Below are 25,592 nucleotides of genomic sequence, written 5' to 3'. Positions count from 1 at the left end.
TTAATAGTAAAAACAGATTATCCTTTAACAGAACCCAGCATGACCCCTTTCGCAAAGTGTTTTTGTAAAAATGGATAAATTAATAGTATTGGTAATGTCGAAATAACAACCGCTGCCATTTTGATTGTTTGTGCTGGGAGTTGTTGTTCCGATACCATCTCAACCGCTGCAGCACCACTTGTAGACGTATCAGAATCTATTAACATATTTCTTAACACAACCTGTAATGGGACTTTATCAAAGTCATTGATGAATAAAATTGCATTAAAGAATGTGTTCCAATATGCCACCGCATAAAATAATCCAAATGCTACAAGAGCTGGGATGGACAATGGCAGGACAATTCTAAAGAAGATTCCTAAATCATTACATCCATCTATTGTGGCTGCTTCCTCTAATTCAGTTGGAATGTTATCAAAGAAGCTTTTCATCAAAATTACGTACCAACCACTAGAAAGAACTGGCAAAATCAAGGACCATACACTGTTAATCAACCCCAAATCACGAACCAAAATATATTGAGGGATGATTCCTGGGTTGAATAAGATGGTAAATAGAATAAGCATTAAGATAATCTTTCTTCCTCTTAATCTTTTACGAGAAAGACCGAACGCAATCCCTGCTGTGACGACTAAACTAAGCGCAGTTCCAACCGTAGCTAGAAATGCACTAACCCCCGTAGATTTCATAAAGGCTGAGGTTGTTAAGAGATATTTATAAGAGGCAAGGGTCCATTCTGTTGGAAACAATATAAATCCGTTTTTCTCGACATATTCATAAGGGGTTGCAAATGAAACTACAAATACATAATAAAGTGGAAATAATGTAACAATCCCAATAATGACTAGAATTGTTATATTAGCGATATTAAATAGCCGATCCCCCGAGCTTTCTTTCATTACTTCACCCTCTTTCCTAGTAAATTCCTTCCTCGCCGAATAATTTCGCTAGCCAATTTGCTAACACAACAAGAGCTAACCCTATCACAGATTTGAACAACCCAACTGCTGTCGTGTAACTAAACTGGCCACTCTGAATACCATTACGATAGACATAGGTTTCAAATACGTCAGCTACTTGCGAAACAGCTCCATTCATCATTAGAAAAACTTGCTCGAATCCTACATCCATAATATTTCCAAGACGTAAGATGAAGAGAACGATGATGACATTTCTTATTCCTGGTAGAGTAATATGCCAGATTTGCCTGACTCGGCTTGCACCATCCATTTTTGCTGCTTCATACAAAGCCGGATTAACTCCCGCAACTGCAGCTAAAAAGATAATCGTTCCCCAGCCAGTTTCTTTCCAAATATTTTGACCAACTAACAAATACCAAAATGTACTCTCATTTGTTAAAAAGTCAAAGCGACTAAACCCTAACTTTTCCATCATCATATTTACAATTCCTCCGGATTCTGATAACAATAAAAATGAAATCCCAGCGATAATAACCCATGATAGAAAATGAGGTAGATAGACAATAGATTGAATCGATCTTTTAAATACCTGGGAACGAACTTCATTTAAGAGGATGGCTAAGATGATTGGAATCGGAAAAAAGAATACTAAGTTTAATAGGCTGATCATCATCGTGTTGCGGAACAGTATGATAAAATCAGGATTTGTGAAAAAACGTTGAAAGTGAGCAAATCCTACCCATTCGCTTTTTAATACTCCTAAATATGGTGAATAATCTTGAAAGGAAATGATAATCCCCCACATTGGAACGTATTTGAAGATAATGAAAAACAATAAACCAGGAAGAATGAGAAGATATAAGTACCGATCGCGTTTTAAATCTGATACAAGTTTTAATCTTTTCTTTTTCCTTTCAACTACTTTAATTGAAGCAGGAGTAGTTGTAGTTGTTTCCACATTAATCACATCCCTTCTAATTTTGAGATAAATTCAATTCAATTGGGTAGGCTACCCTTTCTATAGATCGTAAGGGGGATACAACTAAGAAAAAGGTAGCCTATCTATATTAATCTATTGCAATTGACAGACCTTGCTTTATATAAGAATGACAATCTTTCATCCCACCAATGATACCGCTTCCACTTTCTTCATCAGCAGATATCCAGCCATTATATTTAATCGCTTCAATTGCTTTGAAAATTGGTTTAAAGTCTATCTCACCTTGACCCAATACACGCCAATCTCCATTCGCAAAATCCTTCAGGTGAAAATTATCGATCACTTTTCCATAACTCTGAATCAATTCTTGAATATCCGTAATACCCGATTTTACAAGATGAGCAGTGTCAACAGTTAAACCAACTGATTGATTCTGTATGCGATCGAAAAAAATATCAAAGTCCTCTCTATGCATAACCGGATTATTATAATGATGATGCAAAGATAGCTTCACACCGCACTGCTCTGCTTCTTTTCCCAGTTCAGAAAATAAGTCAGCATACTTACGTATTTCTTCAATGCTTACTTCACTTCTAGGAACCAAATGACAAAATACGATTAAATCAGTTCCAGTTTTCTCAGCGAACTTATAGACATTACGAAGTTGTTGAATATTCTGTTCATCAAGCACTCCAGCTGTAATTAATCCCGACGCCAGGCCTTTTGGTGCGCCCCAATCTTCCAAAAATTGTTCTGGACATTCAAGATAGCTAGCATATTGACCATTCTTTAATTGAAGCCCGTCATATCCGATTTGACGATAATTCTCAAATAATATCCTTTGCTCCTCCAAAGTGTCTGTCGGTCTAGAAAATGCTAGTTTTAATGTCATATTAATGCTCCTTGTTTAAAAGTAACAATTCTATTTTCATTTGCAGCAAGGTATGCTGCATCCAATAATGAAACCGTTTTCAAATTATCGATTGCACTATTTTTTGCTTCTATTCCAGTTTCTAATGAAGTTAATAGTTGATTTAATCCTTCAAATGTCGCTTCTTCTCTAGACACCTTATTTTCCCATGTTTGAACAGGTTCTCTCTCGCCTTTTTGATAGAGTTTCACAGAAGTATGATTGCAAATTAGTGTCCCTTTTTCACCGATGACGATCATTTCATTCTTCCCATAAGTACTTGAAAAACTTTGGACATATGTCACGATTGAATCATTTTCAAAAGCAATTTGCACAGTTGCTTCTGTTTCTCCAACACAATTAATAACTGAGGCTGAACGTGTCAGACAAGCAATCGATTTGGGGGCAGAATCAAGAATTAATCTAAAGCCGTCAAACCAATGTATCCCCATGACTGACATCGCATGACGCTCACAATTTAGTCGCCAACCTTGATCTTGTCTAAAGAATATTTCATTGAAAATGATTTGATTTACACTTCCAATTACTCCTTCCTCTACAATTCTCCTTACTAATTCAAATGGATAGTGGCGTCTAAAATTCTGATTGACGGAGATGGGAATTTTGTGTTGGTTAGCTTTGTTTACAATTTCTGTTGCTTCTTCCAACGAATCAGAAAATGGCTTTTCAACAAATACTGGTAAACCTGCTTCAATAAGAGGAAACACAATGTCTTTTCTAATGGATGTAGGGGTGCATACAATTGCAACATCTACGTTACTAAATTGAATAAAATCTTCTAGACTAGTAAATCTTTGAGGAATCCCATACTTATCTGCACGTTCTTTTAATATTTCAGAATTAGAATCACATATAGCAACAACCTCTACTCTGTCCGTTTGATCTTTGTAACCTTCTAAATGTAACTCTGTTACTCCACCTGCACCGATTAGACCAACTTTATACTTTTTAACCATCAACCAATCACCCCTTATTTTCGTAAATATTCTCGTTAAACTTTTACTATCGTTCAACTGTTTTCAGTTTAGTTCAACAATGTTGAATAGTCAATCGTATTTTTTTACTATTTTTAAAATTCAATAATCTTAAAGTTATAAACTCTTTTTTTAAAATAACTTGGCTCAGAGATTAAATCCGATAACACCATTTATTTAAAATGGTAAAATACGGATATTAAGAGAAAAGGAAAAGAAAAACAACTATCTTAGGATAGTTGTTTCAATAGAAATTTTATTTAAAAAAAATTTTTTATTCTTCTTTTGATTGGCTAAATATAGCTAAATAAATAACCTCATCTGTAATAGGATCTAACCTATGTTCTTCAATTGAATCGAAGTAAATGCTGTCCCCGGACTTAAGTGTATACTGGGTATTACCAACACGATAGTGCATTTCTCCTTCTAGAACGTAAACAAACTCTTCTCCTCCATGTGACAATGTACTTTTCTTTGTTTCACCTTTTTTAGCAACGAATAAATATGGTTGCATTAATTTATCTTGTCGCTCTACTGCAAAAGCATAGAAGGAATATCCCTTTTCAGTTTTCACTAACTTTTGTAAACTATTATCCTTTGTTGAATAAATCGATCCTATTTGCTCATTATCATCAAGTAAAGCGGATACCTTCGTACATAGAGCCTCAGCAATTTTGACTAAAGTAGCGATTGGAGGCACTGTCTTTCCATTTTCGATTTTTGACAATAAACTTTTTGAAAAACCACAAGAATCTGCAATATCTGACAAACTCCTGTTTTGTTCTTTCCTGAGTTTTCTTATTTTCTGCCCTAAATCCATCTACGTCCCGCCTTTTGTCGTTTTCATTTGGTTCAACTATGTTTATTATAATTCAACCTTTTTAAAATAGTCAAATAATTTCCTTAATTGTAACATACTAGACACATATGATTACTGATATTTAAACCTAATAATGTTACCAATTAAGAATAATAAGATTTATCGAACCAAGAATACCTAGGATTAGAATCGTCCATTGGAATATCTTCTGTGGTATTAATTTGACGATTTTAATACCGATATAACATCCAATCAGGATAAATGGTAAAATAGTTAAATTAAACACAATTGATTCAGACGCAATCATTCCTAATGAGAGAAAAAACGGGATTTTAATAATATTGACAAATAAGTAAAACCAAGCACCCGTGCCGATAAATTCTTTTTTCGGAAGGCCTTTCGAAAGTAAATAGATAGACATAATGACCCCGGATACATTCCCTATCATTGTTGCAAACCCTGCTAAAATCCCCATGAGATATGTAAACCATTTCGCATTTTGAAAAAATCGGTCAACTTTTAACTGGATAGAATCTTTGCAGAATTGTAGAATGATTAACGACAAAATAAGGATACCAAGTAATAAGGATAGCTGATCATTTTTGATGTGCATTAGAACAAAATAACCAGAAAGGATTCCTATCAAAACCCACGGGACTAGAGAAAAGAGGTATTTCCAGACGACACTACGACGATAATAAATCACAGCAAAAATATCACCCATAATTAACATAGGAAGCATGATTCCTACTGATTCCTTCGCTGGAAAGACTTGCACTAATAAAGCTACATTGAAGATTCCCAATGTAGCAACAGCAGTTTTCGCAAAACCAATTCCAATACCAACTAGCACAGAAACAAGCCATTCTAGTAAACTTAATTCATCTAACAAAAGGTTCACCTCTTTTATAATTAGTCATACCTTTAGATAATTCAAATTTAATAAACTAATCTATGCGAAAAGATTCAAAATATTCAATAAACTTTTTTGCTATAAAAATAAAATAAGCCACACTCATTCAGTGTGCCTCGGGACATCGGGTTCTACTAGAATATAATAAATATGTTCACTAGAATTATAATTGAACTAATTATTAGTGTCTTATAAGTCATGTCTTTTGGTTAAAGCTAATAAAAAAATCTCCCGAAGTAGTTGTTCTAGCTAACCTGGGAGAATTTTTAACTTCTTGAAATTACAGTCCTTTTTTTCGTTCAAAACTTACTACTTCTATTAGGATTTTAGTTGTCTATATTTATTACTATTTTATTTTTAAAAAGGAATAAGGTTTTCCTTTATCCCTATCAATTTCCTTTACAGATCAATAATTCTCGGAATAATCAAAGGATTTCGCTTTATACTTTCATAAATAAACCGTGATAGATTATCTTTTATTAATCTTTCCATCTCAAACCGACTCTTTGGCTCATTGATAAATGAACTCACAAGAGATTGAATTTGTTTCATTAAATCCTCTGATTCTCTTACATACACAAATCCTCTTGAGATAATTTGAGGAGTTCCTATCACTTTCTTGTCTCTTCTTAATACGAAGATGGAAATCATTCCATCCTCTGACAGGATTTTTCGTTCTTGTAACACACTTCTGCCGATATCACCGATTCCGTGACCATCAATATAGACTGGAAATGCTGGGACTTTTCCAACGATTCTCGAAGATTCATTGGAAACCGCTAATACATCTCCATTTTCGAGAAGAAACGTGTTTTCTTCTGGTACACCACAATCGATGGCTAACGATTGATGTTTCTTTTGCATTCGATATTCCCCATGAATCGGAACAAAGAATGTGGGTTTCATGAGACTAATCATCAGCTTCAACTCTTCTTGAGCAGCATGTCCTGATGTATGAACATCCGTTAATTTATGATGAATTACTTCTGCCCCAGCTCTTGCTAATTGGTTAATCACTCGATTCACACTTAATGTATTACCTGGAATAGGCGAAGATGAGAACACAACGGTATCTCCTTGTATGAGAGAAATTTGACGATGTCTTCCAGATGCAATTCTTGATAGTGCTGCAAAAGGTTCACCTTGGCTACCAGTACAAAGAATCGTCACTTCGTTTGCAGGTAGCTGTCTAAGCTCAAATTCACTTATAAACGTCGAATCAGGGGCCTCTATGTAACCTAACTCTCTTCCAATCGTGATCGATTTTTCCATGCTTCGGCCTGTAATAAATACTTTCCGATTCGTAAGGACTGATGCTTTGATCACCTGCTGCAGTCTATATACATTGGAAGCAAACGTGGCAAAAATGACTCGTCCATCCTGCTTTTTAATCAGATCAATAATCGTATTTCCGATATGTTGCTCTGATAATGAAATTCCGGGTACTTCACTGTTTGTACTATCAGATAAAAGACAAAGTACACCTTTCCCGCCTATTTCTCCCATTCTGATCAAGTCTGCTGGAGGACCTGTTGGGGTAAAATCAAACTTAAAATCTCCGGTATGAACAACATTCCCAATATTCGTAGACACAACAATTCCAAACGAATCTGGAATACTATGAGTGGTTCGGAAAAAAGAGATTTGTAAAGCTGAAAACGAGATGATATCTTGCTCGGATATCTCATGAATAGTCGCTTCATTTAGTAAACGATGCTCTTCTAGTTTACTTTTTATAAAACCTACCGCTAACCTACCAGCATAAATCGGTACATTTAGCTTTTTGAGCAGAAAAGGAATTCCACCAATATGATCTTCATGTCCGTGTGTTATAAATAATCCTTTTACCCTTTCGGCGTTGTCCAATAAATATGTATAATCAGGGATAATATAATCGATCCCGAAAAGCTCATTATCAGGAAACTTAATCCCAGAATCAATAATGACGATTTCATTATCATATTCAACCAAATACATATTCTTACCAATTTCCCCTAAACCACCCAAAGGGATAATTTTGATTTTTGCTGAATCATTTTTCTTATTCATAGCCACTCCATTTCTAGACTTTTCTATTTCTAGGTTATTTTAATTTCATGTTTTTCCGGTTCCAACATGAAGGACACATGTCTACTATCATAGTACCATTCTTTGGATAAAGCTGACAACGTGTTGATGACCATTAATAACCCTAAATCAAACATTAAACAAATACCCCTCAGCCAAAAAGGTTGAGAGGTGTTTGATACGTCTTGAATATATCTATATCATAGAGGTAGTTTTTGTTGAATTGTTTGCTCCCAATCTAGTAAAAACTGCTTTATTCCTTGATCTGTTAATGGATGCTTCGTCATTTGCTCAATGACCTTATAAGGCATTGTGCCAATATGAGCTCCAGCTTGAGCTGCTTGATGTGCGTGCTCCGTATGACGAATGGATGCTGCTATGATTTCAGTCGTAAGGTTATGCTTATCGAATAAACTTTTAACATCTTCAATTAGGTTTACACCATTTTGTCCGATATCATCTAACCTGCCTAAAAATGGTGAAACATATGTTGCACCAGCTCTGGCTGCTAATAGTGCTTGATTGGCTGAAAAAATTAACGTCACATTTGTTTTGATTCCTTGTTTTGTTAGCTCAGATACGGCTGCTAGGCCTTCCGTTGTCATTGGGATTTTTACCGTTACGTTACTAGCGATACTAGCTAATTCTTTTCCTTCAGCAATCATTTCTTCAGCTTCTAACGATATGACTTCTGCACTCACTGAACCATTTGTGATTCCACAGATTTCTTTTATTCTCTCCTTGAAGTCAACTCCTTCTTTCGCAACCAACGTTGGATTGGTCGTTACCCCGGAAAGAATACCAAGTCGATGGGCTTTAGCGATGTCTTCTACATTAGCCGTGTCGATAAATATTTTCATGATTAACTCTCCTTCTTCTCTTTAGATAGCAAGTTATTCAATCTATGAATCACATTTTCTACAGTAAAACCATATTCAGCTAAAATCTTGTCTTGATTAGCTGAAGCACCATATTGATCAATTGCTAATACATCACCTTGAGCGCCAACATATCGATGCCAACCAATTGATGATCCCATTTCTAGCGCTAGTCGGATTGGTACATTAGGAGGTAAAACTGAGTCCTTGTACTCCTGTGATTGCTTCTCAAACAGTTCCCATGAAGGGAAACTAACGACTGCTACGTTTATATTGCTTTTCTCTAATTGCTTTTGGGCTGCAATTGCAAGATTTACTTCTGAGCCTGAAGCTAGTAATAGAGCATCTGGTTGAGTACTTCGTGCTTGTGAAACTTGATATGCACCATGTACTAAACTTGCTTCTTGTTGTTTTCTTAAATTTGGTATAGTGTTAAGATTTTGTCTACTAAGAACAAGGATGGTAGGTGTCTCAGTAGACTCCATCGCTACCTTCCATGCTTCCACCGTTTCATTACCATCAGCAGGACGAATCACTTGTAGATTAGGCATCGCTCTAAAGGATGCAAGCTGCTCCACTGGTTCATGTGTTGGTCCATCTTCTCCAACAGCAATACTGTCATGTGTAAACACATAGGTAATTGGTAACTTCATCAGTGCTGCCAATCGAATTGCTGGACGCAAATAATCAGAAAAGACAAAGAAAGTACCTCCAAATACCTTTAAACCACCATGTAAAGCCATCCCATTTAATGCCGCACCCATCGCAAATTCACGAACACCAAACCAGATGTTTCGACCTTCATAACTCTCAGCTTGGAAATCTCCTTGCCCCTTCATCGTCGTTTTGTTTGAACCCGCTAAATCTGCTGATCCTCCAAAAAAGCTTGGGACAGTTTGACTTATTTTATTGAGCGTTTCACCTGAAGAAGCCCGACTAGCGAGTGATGTACCCTCTTCATAAACTGGTAGATTCTGCTCCCAACCCTTAGGCAGCTCACCACTTATTGCTTGTTCGAGTTCTTTAGCATGATCTGAGTAGTTAGCATGATATTCTGATAGTGACTGATTCCATTCTTCTTCTTTCTTCATTCCATTTTTAACAATTTTTTCGTTAAAATGAGAATAGACCTTTTCTGGAACAAAGAAATCCTCTTCTGACTCCCATTTGTAGAATTCCTTCGTTAACTTAATTTCTTCTTTACCAAGTGGTGCTCCGTGAACATCAGAAGTACCAGCATGATTAGGTGATCCAAACCCAATCACTGTCTTTACTTCAATCAATGTAGGACGATTTAGTTCCCGTTTCGCTTCCTCGAGAGCCTGTCTAATTTCAGAAATATTGTTCCCATCTTCAACACGTATCACTTGCCATCCATATGCCTTGAACCGAGCTTCAACACTTTCAGAGAATGATAAATTCAAATCTCCGTCAAGAGATATATCATTCGAATCATACATCACTATTAATCTACCTAACTCTAAATGACCAGCTAATGAGGCCGCCTCGGCTGAAACACCTTCCATTAGATCACCATCTCCACATAGACTATATGTGTAATGATTGATGATTTCATAGCCTTCTTTGTTATACTTCGCTGCTAAGTGTCGTTCTGCCATTGCCATTCCAACAGCCATGGCAATTCCTTGGCCTAAAGGTCCTGTCGTTGCTTCCACACCTACTGTATGACCATACTCTGGGTGACCGGGTGTTTTACTCCCCCATTGTCGAAAGTTCTTAATCTCTTCCATAGGTAAATCGTATCCACTCAAGTGCAAAAGGCTATATAACAGCATTGACCCATGACCCGCCGACAATACAAATCGGTCTCGATTAAACCATTGTGGATTTTTAGGATTATGATTCATATGATTCGTCCAGAGTTCATATGCCATTGGAGCGGCTCCCATTGGTAAACCTGGATGCCCGGAGTTCGACTTTTCGATCGCATCAATTGATAACGTTCGAATGGTATTAATAGATAGTTGATCAATTGAATTAGAAATCTCTATCATTCTTTTTTCTCTCCTTTATGGAAATAAATATTTAGTTACGCTCATTCTCATAATCTGCAATTTTCTGTACTCTTACTGCATGACGTCCGGCTTCATATTCCGTGTTTAGCCATACATTGACAATCTCACGAGCCAAACCATGTCCGATGACTCTCTGACCTAATGCAAGGACATTACTATCATTGTGTAATCGAGTGTACTTCGCACTAAATGTATCGTGAGCAAGTGCACATCTTATCCCTTTTACCTTATTAGCCATAATCGACATTCCAATTCCAGTTCCACAAATTAAGATACCTTTATCAACTTCACCAGAAGCAACTAGTTCCACAACCTTAAGTGCAAAATCTGGGTAGTCAACTCGTTCAATTGAAAATGGCCCTAAGTCAACAAACTCAATCTTCAATTCTTCTAATTCACTTTTGATCTCATCTTTCATCGGTAATGCCGTATGATCACTTGCAATCGCAACCTTCATGTAATAATCTCTCCTCTTTAAAAAATGGACCTAGAAGACTTTTTGGTCTTCTAGGTTGGGTAATCGATTAACCATTTGTGATGGTATATAAAAATGTTACTATAAAATTTTACCATCACGTAGAACCGCGCTTAACTAATTCAACCGGTACTGACATAAAGTTTTTCGTTTTATTTCCTCGCTCAATCATATTAATGATTTTTTCAGCGGCATAATCCCCTAGCAGTTCTTTATTTTGGTTAATGGAAGTTAATGATGTATATTTCGCAAGAGTGATATTATCATAACCTACTATTTTCACATCTTTCGGAACATTGATCCCGTGTGCTTGAAGCGCAAGTTTTGCACCATAAGCCAATCCATCAGTTGTTGCAAAGATCCCATCAAACTCAATCTTTTTCTCTTTAAGATAGTTCTCAACAGCTTCCTGTGACTGCTCAATCCCTACTATTTCAACCTCTAACACGTCTTTTAACTGAAGATTATTTTCCTGCAATACCTTTTCAAACCCTTTAATTCTTTCTACCGTCGGAAAAACATCGCGATAATCTCTAATTAACAGTATGTTTTTGCAACCACTATTAATTAACTCAGTAGCAGCAAGTCTACCACCATGAACATTATCTGAGGTGACAGTTGCCACATTTTGTTGCATCGGTTTTCGATCAATACAAACAATCGGTAATAGAGTATTTGTTTTAAATAACTTATCATTTGCAGATAAGTAAATAAGTCCATCTACACCCTTAATTTCTAATTCCTTTAAATATTGAATCTCCTTTTCTTCTTTTTCATCAGAATTACAAATGAAAACAGAATAGCCTTGGGGATCACAATATTTTTCAATCGCTAATACAATTCGTGCAAAAAATTCATTTGTTATATCAGGTACAATCACACCAATTGTTTTTGACTTTCTTGTTCGTAAACTTTTAGCAACAGCATTCGGTCGATAATCTAGTTCCTTTACAAGATTCAGAATCCGATCCTTTGTTTCATCTGAATATCTGCCAGTGTTATTTAAGACTTTGGAGACAGTAGCACTTGAAACGCCCGCTAATTCAGCAATTTTTTTAATTGTTATTTTATCGCTCATTAAATCAAAACTCCGATTCCTAAATGATTTTGTAGTTAAATTATAAAGGGCTTTCAATATGAAATCAATGTTCCAACCTTTGCTACGACTCATTTTTTCTAAGAATTGGCAATATACTACTGCTCATTATGCCGATATAATATAGCCATATTTATTAGGAAGTGATTTTATCTTCAAAGTTCGATCTATTAAGAATACTTGTTGCAGCACCAATCACTCCAGCAGAATCTGTGTCTTCTGCATATTCAATTCTTAACCCCTCTGCAGGAAATGGTTTTCTACAATATGTTAAAATATATTCTTCTAACCGCTTGACTGGAAAATTATCCATTCCTGTTACCCCACCACCAATGATCACTAGGTGTGGATCAAATATATTAATCTCTGTCACAATAGGAATTGATATAGCCTTAATAAATTCATCTATTATTTGGTGATTAGAATAATAGGAAAAAATCTTTTCAAAAGGAACATCTGAAAAGGATTCCTTATGGATTGAAACTAATTTTTTCCCAGAAGCTTTCGTTTCAATACAGCTAGGATTTCCACATGAACACATGTCATCACTATTCAGAACAGGAATATGACCTAATTCTCCAGCTGCCCCATTTTTTCCATCTAAAAACTGTTGATTGATATAAATGGAATTTCCAAATCCAGTCCCGATATAGAAACCTAGTACAATATCATCCTTTAATATATCACGTTTTGAAATCTCAAATTGTAATAGTTGATTCACGTCATTATCAATAAAAACGGGAACCTCTAAATAGTCTTGAAGTGGATCTACAATGTTTATGTTACTCAAGCATTCTAAATTTGGAGTTGAATAAATACTCTTTTTGTCTTTGCTCACAATCGATGGAAACCCTATACCAATCGCCAATGTATCTTCTATACTAAAATGTGTTTGGATATACTCTTCTAGAAACTTAATCAAAGATGTAATTGGTTGGTTATGATCTAACACATCATTTATTTTTTTCTTGGTGAAAAAGCATAGTTTCTTTTCAGTTGTGATAGCACCAATCCGAATATGAGTTCCACCGATATCAACACCTACTACATATTGCTGTTTTTCTTTATCCATTTGGCGTATCCTCACTTTTTACTACTTTCACGTTACTCAGTGAAAGTAATATGATAACTTTTTAATTCGCTACATTCGTGATGTCTTTTACTTCATGATTAAATGTTTCCATCATCTTATCCCAAGCTTTGTTAACATCTTCATCCAGGTTAAATAGTCCAGATGTACCTACAATCAATACTTCTGCTCCAGCCTCAACAAGCTGTTTAAAGGTATTTTTATTACATGATCCATCGATTGTAATCAGATATTTATAGTTATTTTCTTCTTTTAGCTTCTTTGCTTCTTTGATTTTATCTAACATCTCACTCACAAATTTTTGGCCTGCGAATCCTGGATCTACTGTCATAATTGTTAATTTATCTACATGATGAATGTAATGCTTAATGGAATCTAAAGGCGTAGCTGGATTTAAGACCACTCCGAACTTTCTGCCGCGATCTTTAATGTGGTTGATTAATCGAAACACATCACCATTGATCGTTTCTGCATGTAAGCTTAAATAGTCAGCCCCTGCATCAATGACCATATCTACAAAATCACTTGGCTTTTCGACCATAAGATGTGCATCAATTGGTAGTTTAGAAATCTTCCTTAGTTCTTGGATGAAAAATGGCGAAAGAGTAATGTTCTTTACAAAATGACCATCCATAATATCAACATGGTAAAAATGCGCTCTTTCATTTAATGCCTCTACTTGCTCTTTAAATCTAGTTAATTCCATACACATTAATGATGGTGAAAATTTATACATGTTATTTTCCGCCTTCCGATTTGTTTTTTATGCTTTTTTTCCGCCAAATAATCGATCTAATGCTACAGCACCAATGATTAATGATCCCATAACAATTTGTTGATAATATGTTGATACATTTAAAATGTTTAATCCGTTGTTAATAACTCCAATAATTAATGCTCCCATAACAACGCCTAAGATCTTACCTTTACCACCGAAGAAACTAGTTCCTCCAATGATTGCTGCAGCAATTGCAAATAATTCAAATCCTGTTCCAGCTAATGGTTCAGCGGCTCCTAATCTAGCAGTTAAAACAACCCCTGCAATCCCTGCACAAATACCTGAAATCATAAATACGACAATCGTATGCAATTTAATGTTGATTCCTGAGAACCATGCAGCCTGAGGATTTCCACCTAGCGCATAAATGTTTCTTCCCATTTTTGTTTTGTTCGTGATGAACATTAAGATACCGGCTAATACAAACGCGATGATAACCGGGATTGGAACAAACCATAACCACCCTGCTACACCTTGGGTAAACTCTGTAGGTAACCCATATACTGGTCTTGCATCTGAAATAATAAGCGTTAACCCTCTAAAAATAGATAAAGTACCTAACGTAATAATGAAAGGGTGAAGATTTGTCTTAACAACAAGAAAACCATTGATAAAACCTAATAATGCCCCTGTAAGAATTCCACCTAGTAAAATAGCAAGGATAATAGGAACGCCTGCTACTAATAACTTTGCAGTGATCATACCTGTTAATGCCATGATCGATCCAACTGATAAATCAATACCAGCAATCAAGATTGGGAAGAATTCACCAACTCCAACTAATATATTGATAGAACTTTGTAAAATGATTTGTGTGAGATTAGAAGGTGTAAAAAAGTACGTTGGTGAGAGTATTCCCAGTACTAGAATAATAAGAATTAAGATCCCAATCGTTCCATATTTCTGCCAGATTAAATTAAATCGTTCTTTTTTCATAAGATACCTCTCCTTAGGATGTTGCCTTTGCCATAATTTTCTCTTCAGTTGCTTCTTCACTTGTTAGAATTCCATTTAGTTTTCCTTCATGGAATACAGCAATTCGATCACAAATTGATAGTAATTCTGGAAGTTCTGATGATACGACTAATACACCTTTACCACTATCGGCTAATTCCCTCATGATTTTATAAATTTGACTTTTAGCACCAACATCAATTCCTCTAGTCGGTTCATCAAAGATAAATAAGTCTGAACCTGCGGCAAGCCATCTACCAATAATTACTTTTTGCTGGTTACCACCTGATAATTCAGTCACATTTTGTTCTAATGAAGAACATTTGATAGAGAGTCGATCTTTCTGCTCTGCTGCCCAACTCATCTCTTTTTTCCGATTAACGAAACCAGATAAGCCACCAAATTTCGAATCATTGATCAGTGATGATATGGATATATTTCTCCATATTTCAAAGTTAGGGAAAAAACCACTTTCACGTCTATTTTCTGTAATATAAGCAATTCGGTTTTTAACTGCATCATAAGGTGTCTTATTTTTTAGAACCTTTCCATTAAGAATTAGTTCTCCTTCTTTTAGCTGATCTGATCCTACAATTGCATTCATTAGTTCTGTTCTGCCTGAACCAATTAATCCCGCAAATCCTAAAATCTCACCCTTGTATAATTCAAAATTTATATCTTTCACAACTTCATCTTTTCGAGTTAGGTTTTTCACCTCAAAAATCACTTCAGATGTTCCATTTTCTTCTTTTCTAGCAATATATTTTGATTGCAACTCGCGCCCTACCATCAACTTAATCATTTCATTCGTTTCTGTTGTGGCCAGGTCTCTTGTTGCAACATATTTTCCATCCTTTAAAATGGTAATTCGATCACCAATGATTTTTATTTCTTTTAGTTTGTGAGAGATATAGACAATTCCTACTCCTTCACTTTTAAGTTGCCTAATGACTTTAAATAGTTTTTCAATCTCTCCATCAGTTAACGATGAGGTTGGTTCATCCATAATCAAAACCTTTGCATCAGAAGCTAACGCTTTTGCTATTTCTACTTGTTGTTTTTCCGAGATCGATAACTCTCCAACAAGTTCATAAGGATCTCGATTAAGGCCAACTCTCTCTAGGAGTTTAATAGCCACCTTTTTCATATAATCTCGATCAACGAGGTTCATCCCAAATACTTTTTTCGTAGGAATTTTACCGACGAATAAATTTTCTGCAATTGATAAATCATCAATGACACTTAACTCTTGATAGATGATACTTATTCCCTGACTAGTCGCTTCTTTAGGTGTTAATTTTGAGCTTGAGACTCCATCAATGATGATGTTTCCTTCAGTAGGTTCATAGACACCACATAATATTTTCATCAGAGTGGATTTCCCTGCCCCATTTTCACCTAAGAGTACATGTACTTCACCTGGAAGGAGGTTGAAATCAACCTCCTGTAATGCCTTGACTCCAGGGAACTCCTTTGATATTTTCTCCATTTCCACAATGTATTTCATAAAAACACTTCCTAGTATTTTTTTGAAGTTATTCACTTACGATGTATGAATCAACAGTTACGAACTCTGCCTCTTCACCAACTTCAAGAAGCTTCTTTTCTTTGATTGCGTTTACAAGTAATCTTAAACTCTCTCTACCAATCTCAGCTGAATCCTGGGCTACAGTACCTGTTAGTTCTCCAGCTTTTACTGAATCGATAGCCTCAGGCTGCCCATCTGTTCCTACAACAATAATTTGATCTTGTTTACCTGCATTTTGTACTGCTTGAAGTGCTCCAAGTGCCATTGTATCGTTTGCCGCATAAATCGCTTTCAAATCTGGATATCTTTGAATCATGTTAGAAACTACATCTAATGCTTTGTTACGATCCCAATCAGCTGGTTGACTTGTTACTAGTTCAATTCCTGCAGTTGCTTCAAATACCGAAGATGCACCGTTCTTCCTTGCTTCACCTGATGCATTACCTGCCTTACCTTCAACGATTGCCACTTGCCCTTTGCTAATTTGTTCAACAACAAAGTTTGCTGCTTGCTCTCCCACTTTTACATTATCTGTCGTAACAAAAGCGTTTACATTTCCACCTGCATTTTTCAATTCTTCCATATCAATTTTTTCATCAATATTCACTGTTGGAATGCCGTTTTTATAGGCTGTTACAGCAGGAGCAATTAAGTTTACTGGAGATAATGGTGCGAAACCAATCCCGTCATAATCTTTATTTAATAAATCCTCAAACATTCTTAGTTGACCTTGTGAATCTTCTTCAGACTGAGATGCTAGGATTTCTACTTCAACACCAAGTTTTTCTGCCTCTTCTCTAATTCCTTCTTCCATTGCTGTCCAGAATGGGTTAGATAGCGTTTTCAGAATGATTGCCACTTTAATTTTATCGTCAGAACCTTCAGAGCTATTACCAGTATCTTCAGTAGAGCTTGCTGGACCTGAATTACAACCAATTAAAAATGAAAATAAAGCAAATAATACTACACAAGATATTAAACGTATTTTTTTCATTTGAAATTTCCCCTTTTTTAATATAGTTTTAACCTTTCATTTACTAATTGTGACGATAAAATTTCTCTTTAAATGCTATCCTCCTTTTTTGAGAAATCGATTAACCAAATATTTTTTAAAAAGGCTTATGTTTTAGAGTAATCGATTAACCACTGTAAACCTTAATCTGTTAATTTAACAGATTAGTAGTTTTTTATGTATTGGGAAATCGATTAACCATTTAAAGTTTAACAACTGTAAGCCTTTACAACTTTTATGATAAACGAATCAATATTTTCTGTCAATTATAATTTCCAAAAATTTTTAAATTTGGATAAAAATAATTTAAGGAAGTGTGGGGACGGTTCTCGTGCTTCCTATGGTGCATACCCCCCTCAGTGATTTGTTCACCATTTAAAGGGTTTATTCCGTTTGCTATTGCTTCAATGATTTTCTTAGATTCTAGTAATTTTTCATATTCTTAATTCATAGTCTCTTCTCCTATAATGTATAATCTTGCTAACCGTTAAATTTTGTAATCCTTTATTTTTAACTATTCGACACCTTTCTGCATTGTCCTTCATATCTATTTTAAGAAAAATCATAGATTAATGGATTAGCCAATACGATCATAAAGAATTATTGTCTGAACTAAAAAAGCTCTCCCCCTAATAGGAGAGAACCCTGTTATCATCTTCCTTACATCTTAAACCTACCAACCTGTTGATTTAAGTTTTCCGCTAATTTGTTTAATTGAGCGGCATTACCAGCAACGCCTTCCATTGAGCTACTCGTTTGTTGCACAGATGCAGCTGTTTGTTGGATTCCTGCTGCAGATTGCTCCGAGACTGCTGCGATATCTTCGATTGATTTATTGATTTCATCACTGCTGTTTTCAATGGTGCTAAGACTCTCTGAAATGACTTGTACTCCTCTAGTCATTTCTAAGAGAGCTTGATTGATTTTCTCAAACATTTCTCCAGTCGTTTTAATTTGCTCTGTTCCATTTTCAACTTCTTGATAGCCAGTTTGTAAGGATTTTGCCACAAGATTCGAATCAGATTGAATCTTACCAACGATCTCGGTAATATCAGCAACAGAGAATGACACTTGCTCTGCTAGCTTTCTTACTTCGCTTGCTACCACTGAAAAGCCTCTTCCATGTTCTCCTGCTCTTGCTGCTTCAATGGCAGCATTTAAGGCTAATAGATTTGTTTGTTCAGCAATGCTCTGAATGACTCCAACTAGTTTAGAAATTTCTTCTGACTGCTTGTCCAGTAACTTTACTTTATTTGTCGCATCTTCTACTATTGAATGAATTGTGGCCATTTGTTGAATAGAAGACGTCATCAGTTCGCTTCCCTTTTCTGTCATTCTAATCACAGTTTGAGAAGAATGGTAAACTTCTTTTCCGGTTTTACTCGCATCATTTATTTTGTCTGCGAATTCTTGCATCGAAGAAGATAATTCACTTGCCGTATCGGCTTGCACTTCAGCACCTGAGGACAAATCCTGCATCGTTATGGCAACTTGAGAACTTCCTTCTTTCACTTCAGTAGCAGCTTGTGTTAGTTCTTCACTTTGTGCTGATACTGTACCCGAAACAGTTCGAATTTCGCTCACTAATCCTTTAATATTTTCATTCATTTTGTTTGTCGCTGTAAATAATCGGCCAATTTCATCACCAGATTTTGTCACTAGTGGTTCTTGACTTAAATCTCCTTCTGCAAGTATGCCCATTCGATATGTAACCGTTTGAATCGGTTTAGAAATGATTGTCGACATCATAATGGCAATGGCAATACCTAGAACTGCAACAACACCAGAGATTGTTATTCCAACAACCATATTGGAATCATTATTTTTCAGTAAATTTTCACCTGCACGATCAATAAGCTTTTCACGATTATTGATTAAATATCGATAACCGCTCATGATTTCTTGAGCCTCTATCCGTAAAGGACCTTCTAGGTTGTCCTGCGCTACTGCCTCATTTCCACTTTCATATACTGCAAAAACTTCTTCTCTCACACGTTGTTCCCACTCTACACTTCTTGCTACCAATTGTTTAAAATCTTCCGAGTCACTAATTTGAAGAGCAGTTTCCTCTACCTTTCTGCTTTTATCTGAAGATGTATTAAATTGATCGATATACTCTTGTTTTCCTGTTAACACAAATCCCCTTGCACTTCCAATACGATCTGCCATATTTTGACCTAATGTTTCATCGGCAATTAATAAAGGGATTTGATGGGTAATCATATCTTTCGCATGTGAGTTAATCGATTGAGAAGAAATAAAGTTATATGTACCAAATCCTACAGTGAGTAGGATGACCATTGAAAATCCTAGTAAAATTTTTGTTCGGATTGACTTTATCTTAAACTGCTGAAATACTTTGTTTTTCATATACTCACCTTCTATAAAGAGATACAGGAATAGCCCCTTGTCCCTCATGGACAAGGGGCCAATCCCCACCATTACTATTAAGCTCTTTGTTTACGTGTCATTACGTCAAAGATAACGGCTGCTGCTAGTACTCCACCACGAATCATATATTGAGGAGCAATACCTACACCTAATAAATTCATTCCATTTGTTAATGTCGCCATAACAATAGCACCAATTACAGCTCCGGTTACTTTACCAACCCCACCAGCTGCAGATACTCCACCAACGAAGGCCGCAGCGATAGCATCAAGTTCAAATAACGTTCCAGCTGTTGTTGTAGCTGATTGTAAGCGTGCTGTGAATAAAATACCAGATAATGCGGAAAGCATACCCATTGAACCAAACACAATGAAGGTAATTTTGCTTACGTTAATACCTGTAAGATGGGCTGCTTCAGGGTTACTACCCACTGCATATATATGACGTCCAAGAACTGTCTTCGTTGTAATAAAGTGGTAAACTAGAACAACTAGAAGAATAATAATCACAGTCCAAGAGAACCCATTGTAGCCTGCAAGAAGCCAAGTTACATACGCCATAATTCCTGAAACGAATAATAATTGTAAAATAAAAATCGGCTTTGATACTACATCAAATTCATATTTAATTTTGTTTTTACGACTAGAAATTGCACTATAAATGTAAAACAAAATTCCAACTAAACCAACAAGTAAGGATAATAAATGTAATCCACCTACTTGAGCAATTGACGGGATATATCCGTTACCAATTGCATTAAATGCATCATTATCTACAATAATCGTACCCGTTTTTTCTGTTGCCATCAGGATTGCACCACGATAGATAAGCCATCCAGCTAATGTGGCAACGAAAGCAGGAATTCCCACTTTTGCTACTAATACACCCGTAATTCCTCCAGCACACATACCGAGAACTAGAATAATTGGAATGACGATATATACTGGCATTCCGAACTGCATGAGGAGAATTGCTGCTATTGCTCCAAGAAAACCAGCTAAAAATCCAATCGATAAGTCAATATGTCGGATGACAATGACAAGCATCACACCGACAGCTAGGACAGCAATATAACCTGCAGAATCTAGTAAGTTACTAATATTTCGTGAGGACATGAATAGTCCGTTTGTAAGGATTTGAAATGTGATCATAATAACAAATAATGCGATATACATCCCATAATCACGTATATTATGCTTTACAAGCCCTTTTAGTTCGTTAATATATTTCATACGTATTTACCTCCTATTGCGTCGCAAGTTCCATAATCTTTTCTTGATTTGCTTCCTCTGAAGACAACTCACCTTTGATCTCGCCTTCAGCCATTACATATACGCGATCGCTCATACCCAGAACTTCACCAAGCTCTGATGAAATCATAATAATACTCATACCTTTATTGATCAGTTCATTCATAACCGTATAAATTTCAAATTTCGCCCCAACATCAATACCTCGTGTCGGTTCATCTAAAATTAATAGTTTTGGACCAACAAATAACCATTTCCCTAAAGAAACTTTTTGTTGATTTCCACCACTTAAGTTTCCAACAAGCTGTTGTAATGATGGTGTTTTAATTGTTAAAGACTCTCTATATCCTTGCGCAATAACAATCTCCTCATTTTCATTAACAACACCTTTTGGTGAGATATTATTTAAATTCCCAATAGATATATTACTTTTTATATCTTGTTGTAAAAATAATCCGTCACCTTTACGATCTTCGGTTACATAAGCGATTCCTGCTTTTATTGCTTCACTTGGATGTTTTAATTTTGCCGCTTGCCCTTTTATAAATAAATCGCCTTGAATCTTGTATTTTGCTGCATTTCCAAAGATACTTAATGCTAGCTCGGTACGCCCAGAGCCCATTAATCCTGCTATCCCAACAATTTCTCCTTGTTTCACATGAAGATTGACATCATTGGCAACATTTCGTCCAAGCTGTGGGTCGTAAGCTGTCCAATTGGATAATTCAAGGACATTTTCACCAAAGTCTTTTTTCGGTCGTTTTGGATAAATATCCTCGATTTCACGACCAACCATGTTTTTAATAATGGCCTCTTCTGTAATTTCGCCTTTTGAGCCATCTAATGTACAAATCGTTTGCCCGTCACGGAGTACGGTTGCTTTATCTGCAATCGCGGTTACTTCTTTTAATTTGTGGGAAATCATAATTGAGGTGATTCCTTGCTTTTTTAATTCGAGAAGTAGTTCCAGCAAGTTGGCACTATCATCTTCGTTAAGTGCTGCAGTTGGTTCGTCTAAAATCAGTAGCTTTACTTCTTTACTTAACGCTTTTGCAATTTCGATTAACTGCTGTTTCCCTACTCCTAAATCTTTAATTAATGATTCGGGGTTTACTTTTAAGCCTACTTTATCTAACATTTTTTTCGCTTCAACAATCGCTTTGTTCCAGTTCATCACGCCGCCATTTTGAATCTCATTACCTACAAATATATTTTCATAAACGGAAAGATCTGGAAACATCGCTAGTTCTTGGTAAATAATGGCAATTCCTACATCTACACTGTCAGTGATTTTGTTAAACTGTTGAACTTGCCCATTATAAACAATATCTCCTGAATACGCTCCATACGGATAAACACCGCTTAGCACTTTCATTAATGTCGACTTACCTGCACCATTTTCTCCTACTAAGAAGTGGATTTCTCCTCTTTCAACTTTAAAATTGACATTAGAGAGCGCCTTCACACCTGTAAATTCTTTTGATATTTGGTTCATCTCTAAAATATAATCGCTCATCGTTCTGCCTCCTTAACAAGACAACTTTACAATTGAGGAATGAGCGTTAGACGTTGTGCTAACACTCATTCCACTTATTCTACTTTTCTATTATTCTAATCCTGTAAATTCACTTGCATCATAATATCCTGAGTCAACTAATTCTGCTTTCACATTGTCTTTATTGACTACGATTACATCTGTTTGTTTTGCTTTTACATCTGTTGCACCGTTATTGTAAGTTCCAGTCGTTTCTGGAGTGTTACCATCTAAGATTGTAACAGCCATTCCCATTGCATCTTCAACTAACGTACGAACATCTTTGAATACTGTCATCGATTGTTTGCCATCAATGATATATTGAATCGAAGCTTTTTCAGCATCTTGACCAGTGATCACATAGCTAGTTATTGCACTATCAGATCCGAATACATCAGCGATTGAACGTGCAGTACCATCGTTTGGAGCAAGAATTGCTACATCACCTTTAGCATCAGCAGCTGCAGCTGTTAAGTTTGTTTGTGCTTTGTTTTTTGCTTCGTTTGGATCCCAGTTCGTTGTAACCTGACCTAAGATTTTACCCATTTCATCACGAGTTAACGTTGCTTTATCTTTTAATGCTTCAGCTTCACTAGAGTTAGCGATTACAAATGTACCATCAGCAATTTTTGGTTGAAGAACACTCCAAGCACCTTCAAAGAATAAGAATGCGTTGTTATCAGAAGATGCACCAGCGAATAAGTAAAGTGGTACGCCAGAACCTTGTGCATTATCAACTAAATATTGACCTTGTGCTTGACCAACAGCGATGCTGTCAAATGTTACATAATAATCAACTGCGTCTGTATCAGTGATTAAACGATCGTAAGAAATAACTTTAATGCCTTCTTTTTTCGCTGCTTCTACTGCAGAACCAGCTGCTGGACCATCATGAGGTGCAATGATTAACACATCGATCCCTTTACTAATTAACGTTTCTACGTTCTCTTTTTCTTTTGCAGAAGAACCTTGGCTAAATAAGATTTCAGTTGTATATTCAGAATCTTCTAGTGCTGCTTTAAATCTTGCTTCATCTTGAACCCATCTTGGCTCATCCTTTGTTGGTAATACGATTCCAACGCTAACTTCACTTGAACCGCTACCTCCATTACCACAAGCTGCAATAAAAGTCATCATAAGTGCTGTTACTAAAACACCAAAAAATTTAAATCCTTTTTTCATTTTATAGAACCCCTCTCGAAAATGTTTTTGTAAATGCTTACAAGTTAACTATATCAGTAGAGTTAGAGAGTGGAAACGCTTACTAATAGTACTATTTTGTTATTCACCTGTACTTTTTCAACTTTGCAAAAAAAAAAGACTAGTTCATAAAAAACTAGTAAGAAACCGTTAATGCTTGTGCAACTAAGAAAAACCGGGCAAATCCCGGGCAATTTTTTTAGTGAGTGAAAGTCCGATTATTTGTACCCTATGCTATTTTTGTAATAGAAAGGGTACATTTCTCCATCACACTCTAGGAGTTGAGTTACTTTTTCTTTCTTTTTAAATGGATGTGTCCTTTCATGTTGATTTCACTGTGGTTGAATTTAAACGGAAAAATTCCGCTTAAATTGGGAAATATCAACATTTCCCTAAAAATAACAGGATTTTTCCGCTTATATGAACCTAATCTTTAGATTTAGTCATATATTAGAGACGTTAACAGGAATTTGTCCGCTTATATCTGCTTCTTAAGCCCCTACTAGATACATTAACCGGAATTTCTCCGCCTATGAGTTCCTATACCTACGCGAAAAATTAAATTTCATGCTTTTATCTTTTAAAAAAGCCTAAATACACAAGTAGGTGTACTTAGGCTTAGCAATTATTTAGTATTAAGCAGAAGGCGATGTTTTGGCGAGTAGCTGGCGGACACCTTAACTACTCATCCAAATAAACATCTTCTCTCTTATGGAAGTGATCTGCAAGGATTGTTTCTTCTATATTTGATTGATTCACGACAACGGGTGTTAGCAGAATCGAAGGTACTTCCATCTTTCCGTTGTTTACTTTCATTACATCCCCAACTTTTTCACCCTTTGCTAGCTTAATCGCTAGCTCAGCCGCTAACTCAGATAGCTCTCTTATCGGCTTGTACACAGTCATTGTCTGTGTACCTTGGACAATACGCTGAACTGCAGCAAGCTCTGCATCTTGACCGGCAACAGGAATTTTCCCTTCAAGTCCTCGTTCCTTTAACGCTTCCACCACTGCACCAGCCGTTGCATCATTAGCAGCAATGACTGCATCAATATCGTTATTGTTAGCGTCTAACGCAAGTAGCATATTTTCTTTTGCATGTATTGGCATCCAGTCCTTCGTCCACTGATCAAACACAACAGTGATATCACCTTGATCAATTAGTGGCTGTAGTATCTTAAAGACACCTTTTTTGAGAATATGTGCATTATTATCCGTCTCCGCTCCACCAATATAAACATACTTTCCTTTGGGGACCATGCCTGTAATTGCCTCTGCTTGAAGAACACCAACCTGCTCATTATCATAAGAAACATACATATCAACTTCTGCATTTTTCACGAGACGATCATAGGATAATACCCTTATCCCAGCAGAATGTGCTTTTTTGACAATAGCGGCAGTTGATTCTGCATTATGTGGAACAATAACTAGTACATCAATACCTTTACTAATCATCGTTTCCGCCTGCCAAATCTGTAAAGCATCGTCACCATGCGAAGCCATTACCTCAACTTCTGCACCTAACTTCCTGATCGATTCTTCGAAGAAATCTCGATCTTTTAACCATCGTTCCTCTGTTAATGTATCCATCGCAAAGCCAATTTTAAGGGGTTCGTCCGTCATTTGTTCTTCATTTTCCTCGTTAGTTCCTGTCTTTGATGGTGTCTCAGTTTCGCTTCTCTGGCTTTTTTTTTCCGTACACGCCGTGAGAAGTACGATTAAAATGAGCACCATTCCTATATTGAATAAGGGACATAACCTTCTCATTCATCTCTCTCCTTATTAGGCTCTTTTGTTGTGTT

The 25,592-nt window shown here is 36.1% G+C and carries 21 protein-coding genes; all 21 read right to left on the bottom strand.

Annotated elements, in window-relative coordinates:
- Window positions 1-17 precede the first annotated feature (17 nt).
- The 21 genes from BK579_RS07915 to BK579_RS07815 all read right to left on the bottom strand — a co-directional run bounded on the left by BK579_RS07915 (window position 18) and on the right by BK579_RS07815 (window position 25,557).
- Complete coding sequence (locus tag BK579_RS07915; protein ID WP_078544671.1) at window positions 18-899, bottom strand: carbohydrate ABC transporter permease; 882 nt, start codon at window positions 897-899, stop codon at window positions 18-20.
- Between the two features lie 16 nt (window positions 900-915).
- Window positions 916-1,848 carry an ABC transporter permease gene (locus tag BK579_RS07910; RefSeq protein ID WP_328589307.1) on the bottom strand — a complete coding sequence of 311 codons (933 nt, stop codon included), beginning with the start codon at window positions 1,846-1,848 and terminating at the stop codon, window positions 916-918.
- A gap of 139 nt (window positions 1,849-1,987) precedes the next feature.
- The gene (locus BK579_RS07905; RefSeq protein ID WP_078544669.1) at window positions 1,988-2,752 is read right to left on the bottom strand and encodes a sugar phosphate isomerase/epimerase family protein; all 765 of its coding nucleotides are present in this window, start codon (window positions 2,750-2,752) and stop codon (window positions 1,988-1,990) included.
- Complete coding sequence (locus BK579_RS07900; RefSeq protein WP_078544668.1) at window positions 2,749-3,747, bottom strand: Gfo/Idh/MocA family protein; 999 nt, start codon at window positions 3,745-3,747, stop codon at window positions 2,749-2,751. The genes BK579_RS07905 and BK579_RS07900 overlap by 4 nt, the downstream gene beginning before the upstream one ends.
- Before the next feature lie 292 nt (window positions 3,748-4,039).
- Window positions 4,040-4,585 (bottom strand): helix-turn-helix domain-containing protein, encoded by a 546-nt coding sequence (locus BK579_RS07895; RefSeq protein ID WP_078544667.1) that lies wholly within the window; start codon window positions 4,583-4,585, stop codon window positions 4,040-4,042.
- Window positions 4,586-4,721: 136 nt separating this feature from the next.
- Complete coding sequence (locus BK579_RS07890; protein WP_078544666.1) at window positions 4,722-5,477, bottom strand: sulfite exporter TauE/SafE family protein; 756 nt, start codon at window positions 5,475-5,477, stop codon at window positions 4,722-4,724.
- Window positions 5,478-5,897: 420 nt separating this feature from the next.
- Window positions 5,898-7,547, bottom strand: coding sequence for a ribonuclease J1 (rnjA, locus tag BK579_RS07885; protein WP_078544665.1), 1,650 nt, complete (start codon window positions 7,545-7,547; stop codon window positions 5,898-5,900).
- 218 nt (window positions 7,548-7,765) lie between these two features.
- A complete protein-coding gene (gene fsa, locus BK579_RS07880) occupies window positions 7,766-8,425 on the bottom strand; it encodes a fructose-6-phosphate aldolase (RefSeq protein ID WP_078544664.1) in 660 nt (219 codons plus the stop codon).
- Between the two features lie 2 nt (window positions 8,426-8,427).
- The gene (tkt, locus tag BK579_RS07875) at window positions 8,428-10,449 is read right to left on the bottom strand and encodes a transketolase (protein WP_078550463.1); all 2,022 of its coding nucleotides are present in this window, start codon (window positions 10,447-10,449) and stop codon (window positions 8,428-8,430) included.
- A gap of 40 nt (window positions 10,450-10,489) precedes the next feature.
- A complete protein-coding gene (gene rpiB / locus BK579_RS07870) occupies window positions 10,490-10,936 on the bottom strand; it encodes a ribose 5-phosphate isomerase B (RefSeq protein ID WP_078544663.1) in 447 nt (148 codons plus the stop codon).
- A 115-nt stretch (window positions 10,937-11,051) separates the two neighbouring features.
- The gene (locus BK579_RS07865; RefSeq protein ID WP_235848379.1) at window positions 11,052-12,125 is read right to left on the bottom strand and encodes a LacI family DNA-binding transcriptional regulator; all 1,074 of its coding nucleotides are present in this window, start codon (window positions 12,123-12,125) and stop codon (window positions 11,052-11,054) included.
- Window positions 12,126-12,186: 61 nt separating this feature from the next.
- On the bottom strand, window positions 12,187-13,122 hold the full coding sequence (gene alsK / locus BK579_RS07860; protein WP_078544661.1) for an allose kinase: 936 nt from the start codon (window positions 13,120-13,122) through the stop codon (window positions 12,187-12,189).
- Between the two features lie 61 nt (window positions 13,123-13,183).
- The gene (gene alsE, locus BK579_RS07855) at window positions 13,184-13,876 is read right to left on the bottom strand and encodes a D-allulose 6-phosphate 3-epimerase (RefSeq protein ID WP_078544660.1); all 693 of its coding nucleotides are present in this window, start codon (window positions 13,874-13,876) and stop codon (window positions 13,184-13,186) included.
- Window positions 13,877-13,903: 27 nt separating this feature from the next.
- Window positions 13,904-14,854 (bottom strand): D-allose ABC transporter permease, encoded by a 951-nt coding sequence (alsC, locus tag BK579_RS07850; protein WP_078544659.1) that lies wholly within the window; start codon window positions 14,852-14,854, stop codon window positions 13,904-13,906.
- A 13-nt stretch (window positions 14,855-14,867) separates the two neighbouring features.
- On the bottom strand, window positions 14,868-16,379 hold the full coding sequence (locus BK579_RS07845) for a sugar ABC transporter ATP-binding protein (protein WP_078544658.1): 1,512 nt from the start codon (window positions 16,377-16,379) through the stop codon (window positions 14,868-14,870).
- Between the two features lie 28 nt (window positions 16,380-16,407).
- Complete coding sequence (alsB, locus tag BK579_RS07840) at window positions 16,408-17,394, bottom strand: D-allose transporter substrate-binding protein (RefSeq protein ID WP_078544657.1); 987 nt, start codon at window positions 17,392-17,394, stop codon at window positions 16,408-16,410.
- A gap of 678 nt (window positions 17,395-18,072) precedes the next feature.
- Entirely contained in the window at window positions 18,073-19,782 is a 1,710-nt protein-coding gene (locus tag BK579_RS07835) for a methyl-accepting chemotaxis protein (protein ID WP_169891092.1), read from the bottom strand.
- 77 nt (window positions 19,783-19,859) lie between these two features.
- Window positions 19,860-21,035, bottom strand: a complete 1,176-nt coding sequence (locus tag BK579_RS07830) for a sugar ABC transporter permease (RefSeq protein WP_078544655.1) — start codon at window positions 21,033-21,035, stop codon at window positions 19,860-19,862.
- A gap of 13 nt (window positions 21,036-21,048) precedes the next feature.
- A complete protein-coding gene (locus tag BK579_RS07825; RefSeq protein WP_078544654.1) occupies window positions 21,049-22,569 on the bottom strand; it encodes a sugar ABC transporter ATP-binding protein in 1,521 nt (506 codons plus the stop codon).
- Between the two features lie 90 nt (window positions 22,570-22,659).
- Window positions 22,660-23,769: a sugar ABC transporter substrate-binding protein gene (locus tag BK579_RS07820; RefSeq protein WP_078544653.1), complete on the bottom strand. Its 1,110-nt coding sequence runs from the start codon at window positions 23,767-23,769 to the stop codon at window positions 22,660-22,662.
- Between the two features lie 699 nt (window positions 23,770-24,468).
- Window positions 24,469-25,557 (bottom strand): sugar ABC transporter substrate-binding protein, encoded by a 1,089-nt coding sequence (locus BK579_RS07815; RefSeq protein ID WP_139365067.1) that lies wholly within the window; start codon window positions 25,555-25,557, stop codon window positions 24,469-24,471.
- Between the last annotated feature and the right edge of the window lie 35 nt (window positions 25,558-25,592).

The sequence above is a fragment of the Litchfieldia alkalitelluris genome, assembly GCF_002019645.1.
In the GTDB taxonomy this organism is placed as follows: domain Bacteria; phylum Bacillota; class Bacilli; order Bacillales; family Bacillaceae_L; genus Litchfieldia; species Litchfieldia alkalitelluris.
The sequence above is the reverse complement of the archived record's forward strand: the minus strand, read 5'-3'. Positions and strand labels throughout refer to the sequence as shown.

Excerpts from the sequence above, each read along its gene's own strand:
- BK579_RS07905 (WP_078544669.1), bottom strand. The coding sequence starts at position 2,752 with ATGACATTAAAACTAGCATTTTCTAGACCGACAGACACTTTGGAGGAG.
- alsE (WP_078544660.1), bottom strand. The coding sequence starts at position 13,876 with ATGTATAAATTTTCACCATCATTAATGTGTATGGAATTAACTAGATTT.
- BK579_RS07825 (WP_078544654.1), bottom strand. The coding sequence starts at position 22,569 with ATGAGCGATTATATTTTAGAGATGAACCAAATATCAAAAGAATTTACA.
- BK579_RS07900 (WP_078544668.1), bottom strand. The coding sequence starts at position 3,747 with ATGGTTAAAAAGTATAAAGTTGGTCTAATCGGTGCAGGTGGAGTAACA.
- alsB (WP_078544657.1), bottom strand. The coding sequence starts at position 17,394 with ATGAAAAAAATACGTTTAATATCTTGTGTAGTATTATTTGCTTTATTT.
- BK579_RS07895 (WP_078544667.1), bottom strand. The coding sequence starts at position 4,585 with ATGGATTTAGGGCAGAAAATAAGAAAACTCAGGAAAGAACAAAACAGG.
- BK579_RS07835 (WP_169891092.1), bottom strand. The coding sequence starts at position 19,782 with ATGAAAAACAAAGTATTTCAGCAGTTTAAGATAAAGTCAATCCGAACA.
- BK579_RS07915 (WP_078544671.1), bottom strand. The coding sequence starts at position 899 with ATGAAAGAAAGCTCGGGGGATCGGCTATTTAATATCGCTAATATAACA.
- BK579_RS07845 (WP_078544658.1), bottom strand. The coding sequence starts at position 16,379 with ATGAAATACATTGTGGAAATGGAGAAAATATCAAAGGAGTTCCCTGGA.
- rnjA (WP_078544665.1), bottom strand. The coding sequence starts at position 7,547 with ATGAATAAGAAAAATGATTCAGCAAAAATCAAAATTATCCCTTTGGGT.
- alsK (WP_078544661.1), bottom strand. The coding sequence starts at position 13,122 with ATGGATAAAGAAAAACAGCAATATGTAGTAGGTGTTGATATCGGTGGA.
- BK579_RS07865 (WP_235848379.1), bottom strand. The coding sequence starts at position 12,125 with ATGAGTCGTAGCAAAGGTTGGAACATTGATTTCATATTGAAAGCCCTT.
- alsC (WP_078544659.1), bottom strand. The coding sequence starts at position 14,854 with ATGAAAAAAGAACGATTTAATTTAATCTGGCAGAAATATGGAACGATT.
- BK579_RS07830 (WP_078544655.1), bottom strand. The coding sequence starts at position 21,035 with ATGAAATATATTAACGAACTAAAAGGGCTTGTAAAGCATAATATACGT.
- BK579_RS07820 (WP_078544653.1), bottom strand. The coding sequence starts at position 23,769 with ATGAAAAAAGGATTTAAATTTTTTGGTGTTTTAGTAACAGCACTTATG.
- BK579_RS07815 (WP_139365067.1), bottom strand. The coding sequence starts at position 25,557 with ATGAGAAGGTTATGTCCCTTATTCAATATAGGAATGGTGCTCATTTTA.
- rpiB (WP_078544663.1), bottom strand. The coding sequence starts at position 10,936 with ATGAAGGTTGCGATTGCAAGTGATCATACGGCATTACCGATGAAAGAT.
- fsa (WP_078544664.1), bottom strand. The coding sequence starts at position 8,425 with ATGAAAATATTTATCGACACGGCTAATGTAGAAGACATCGCTAAAGCC.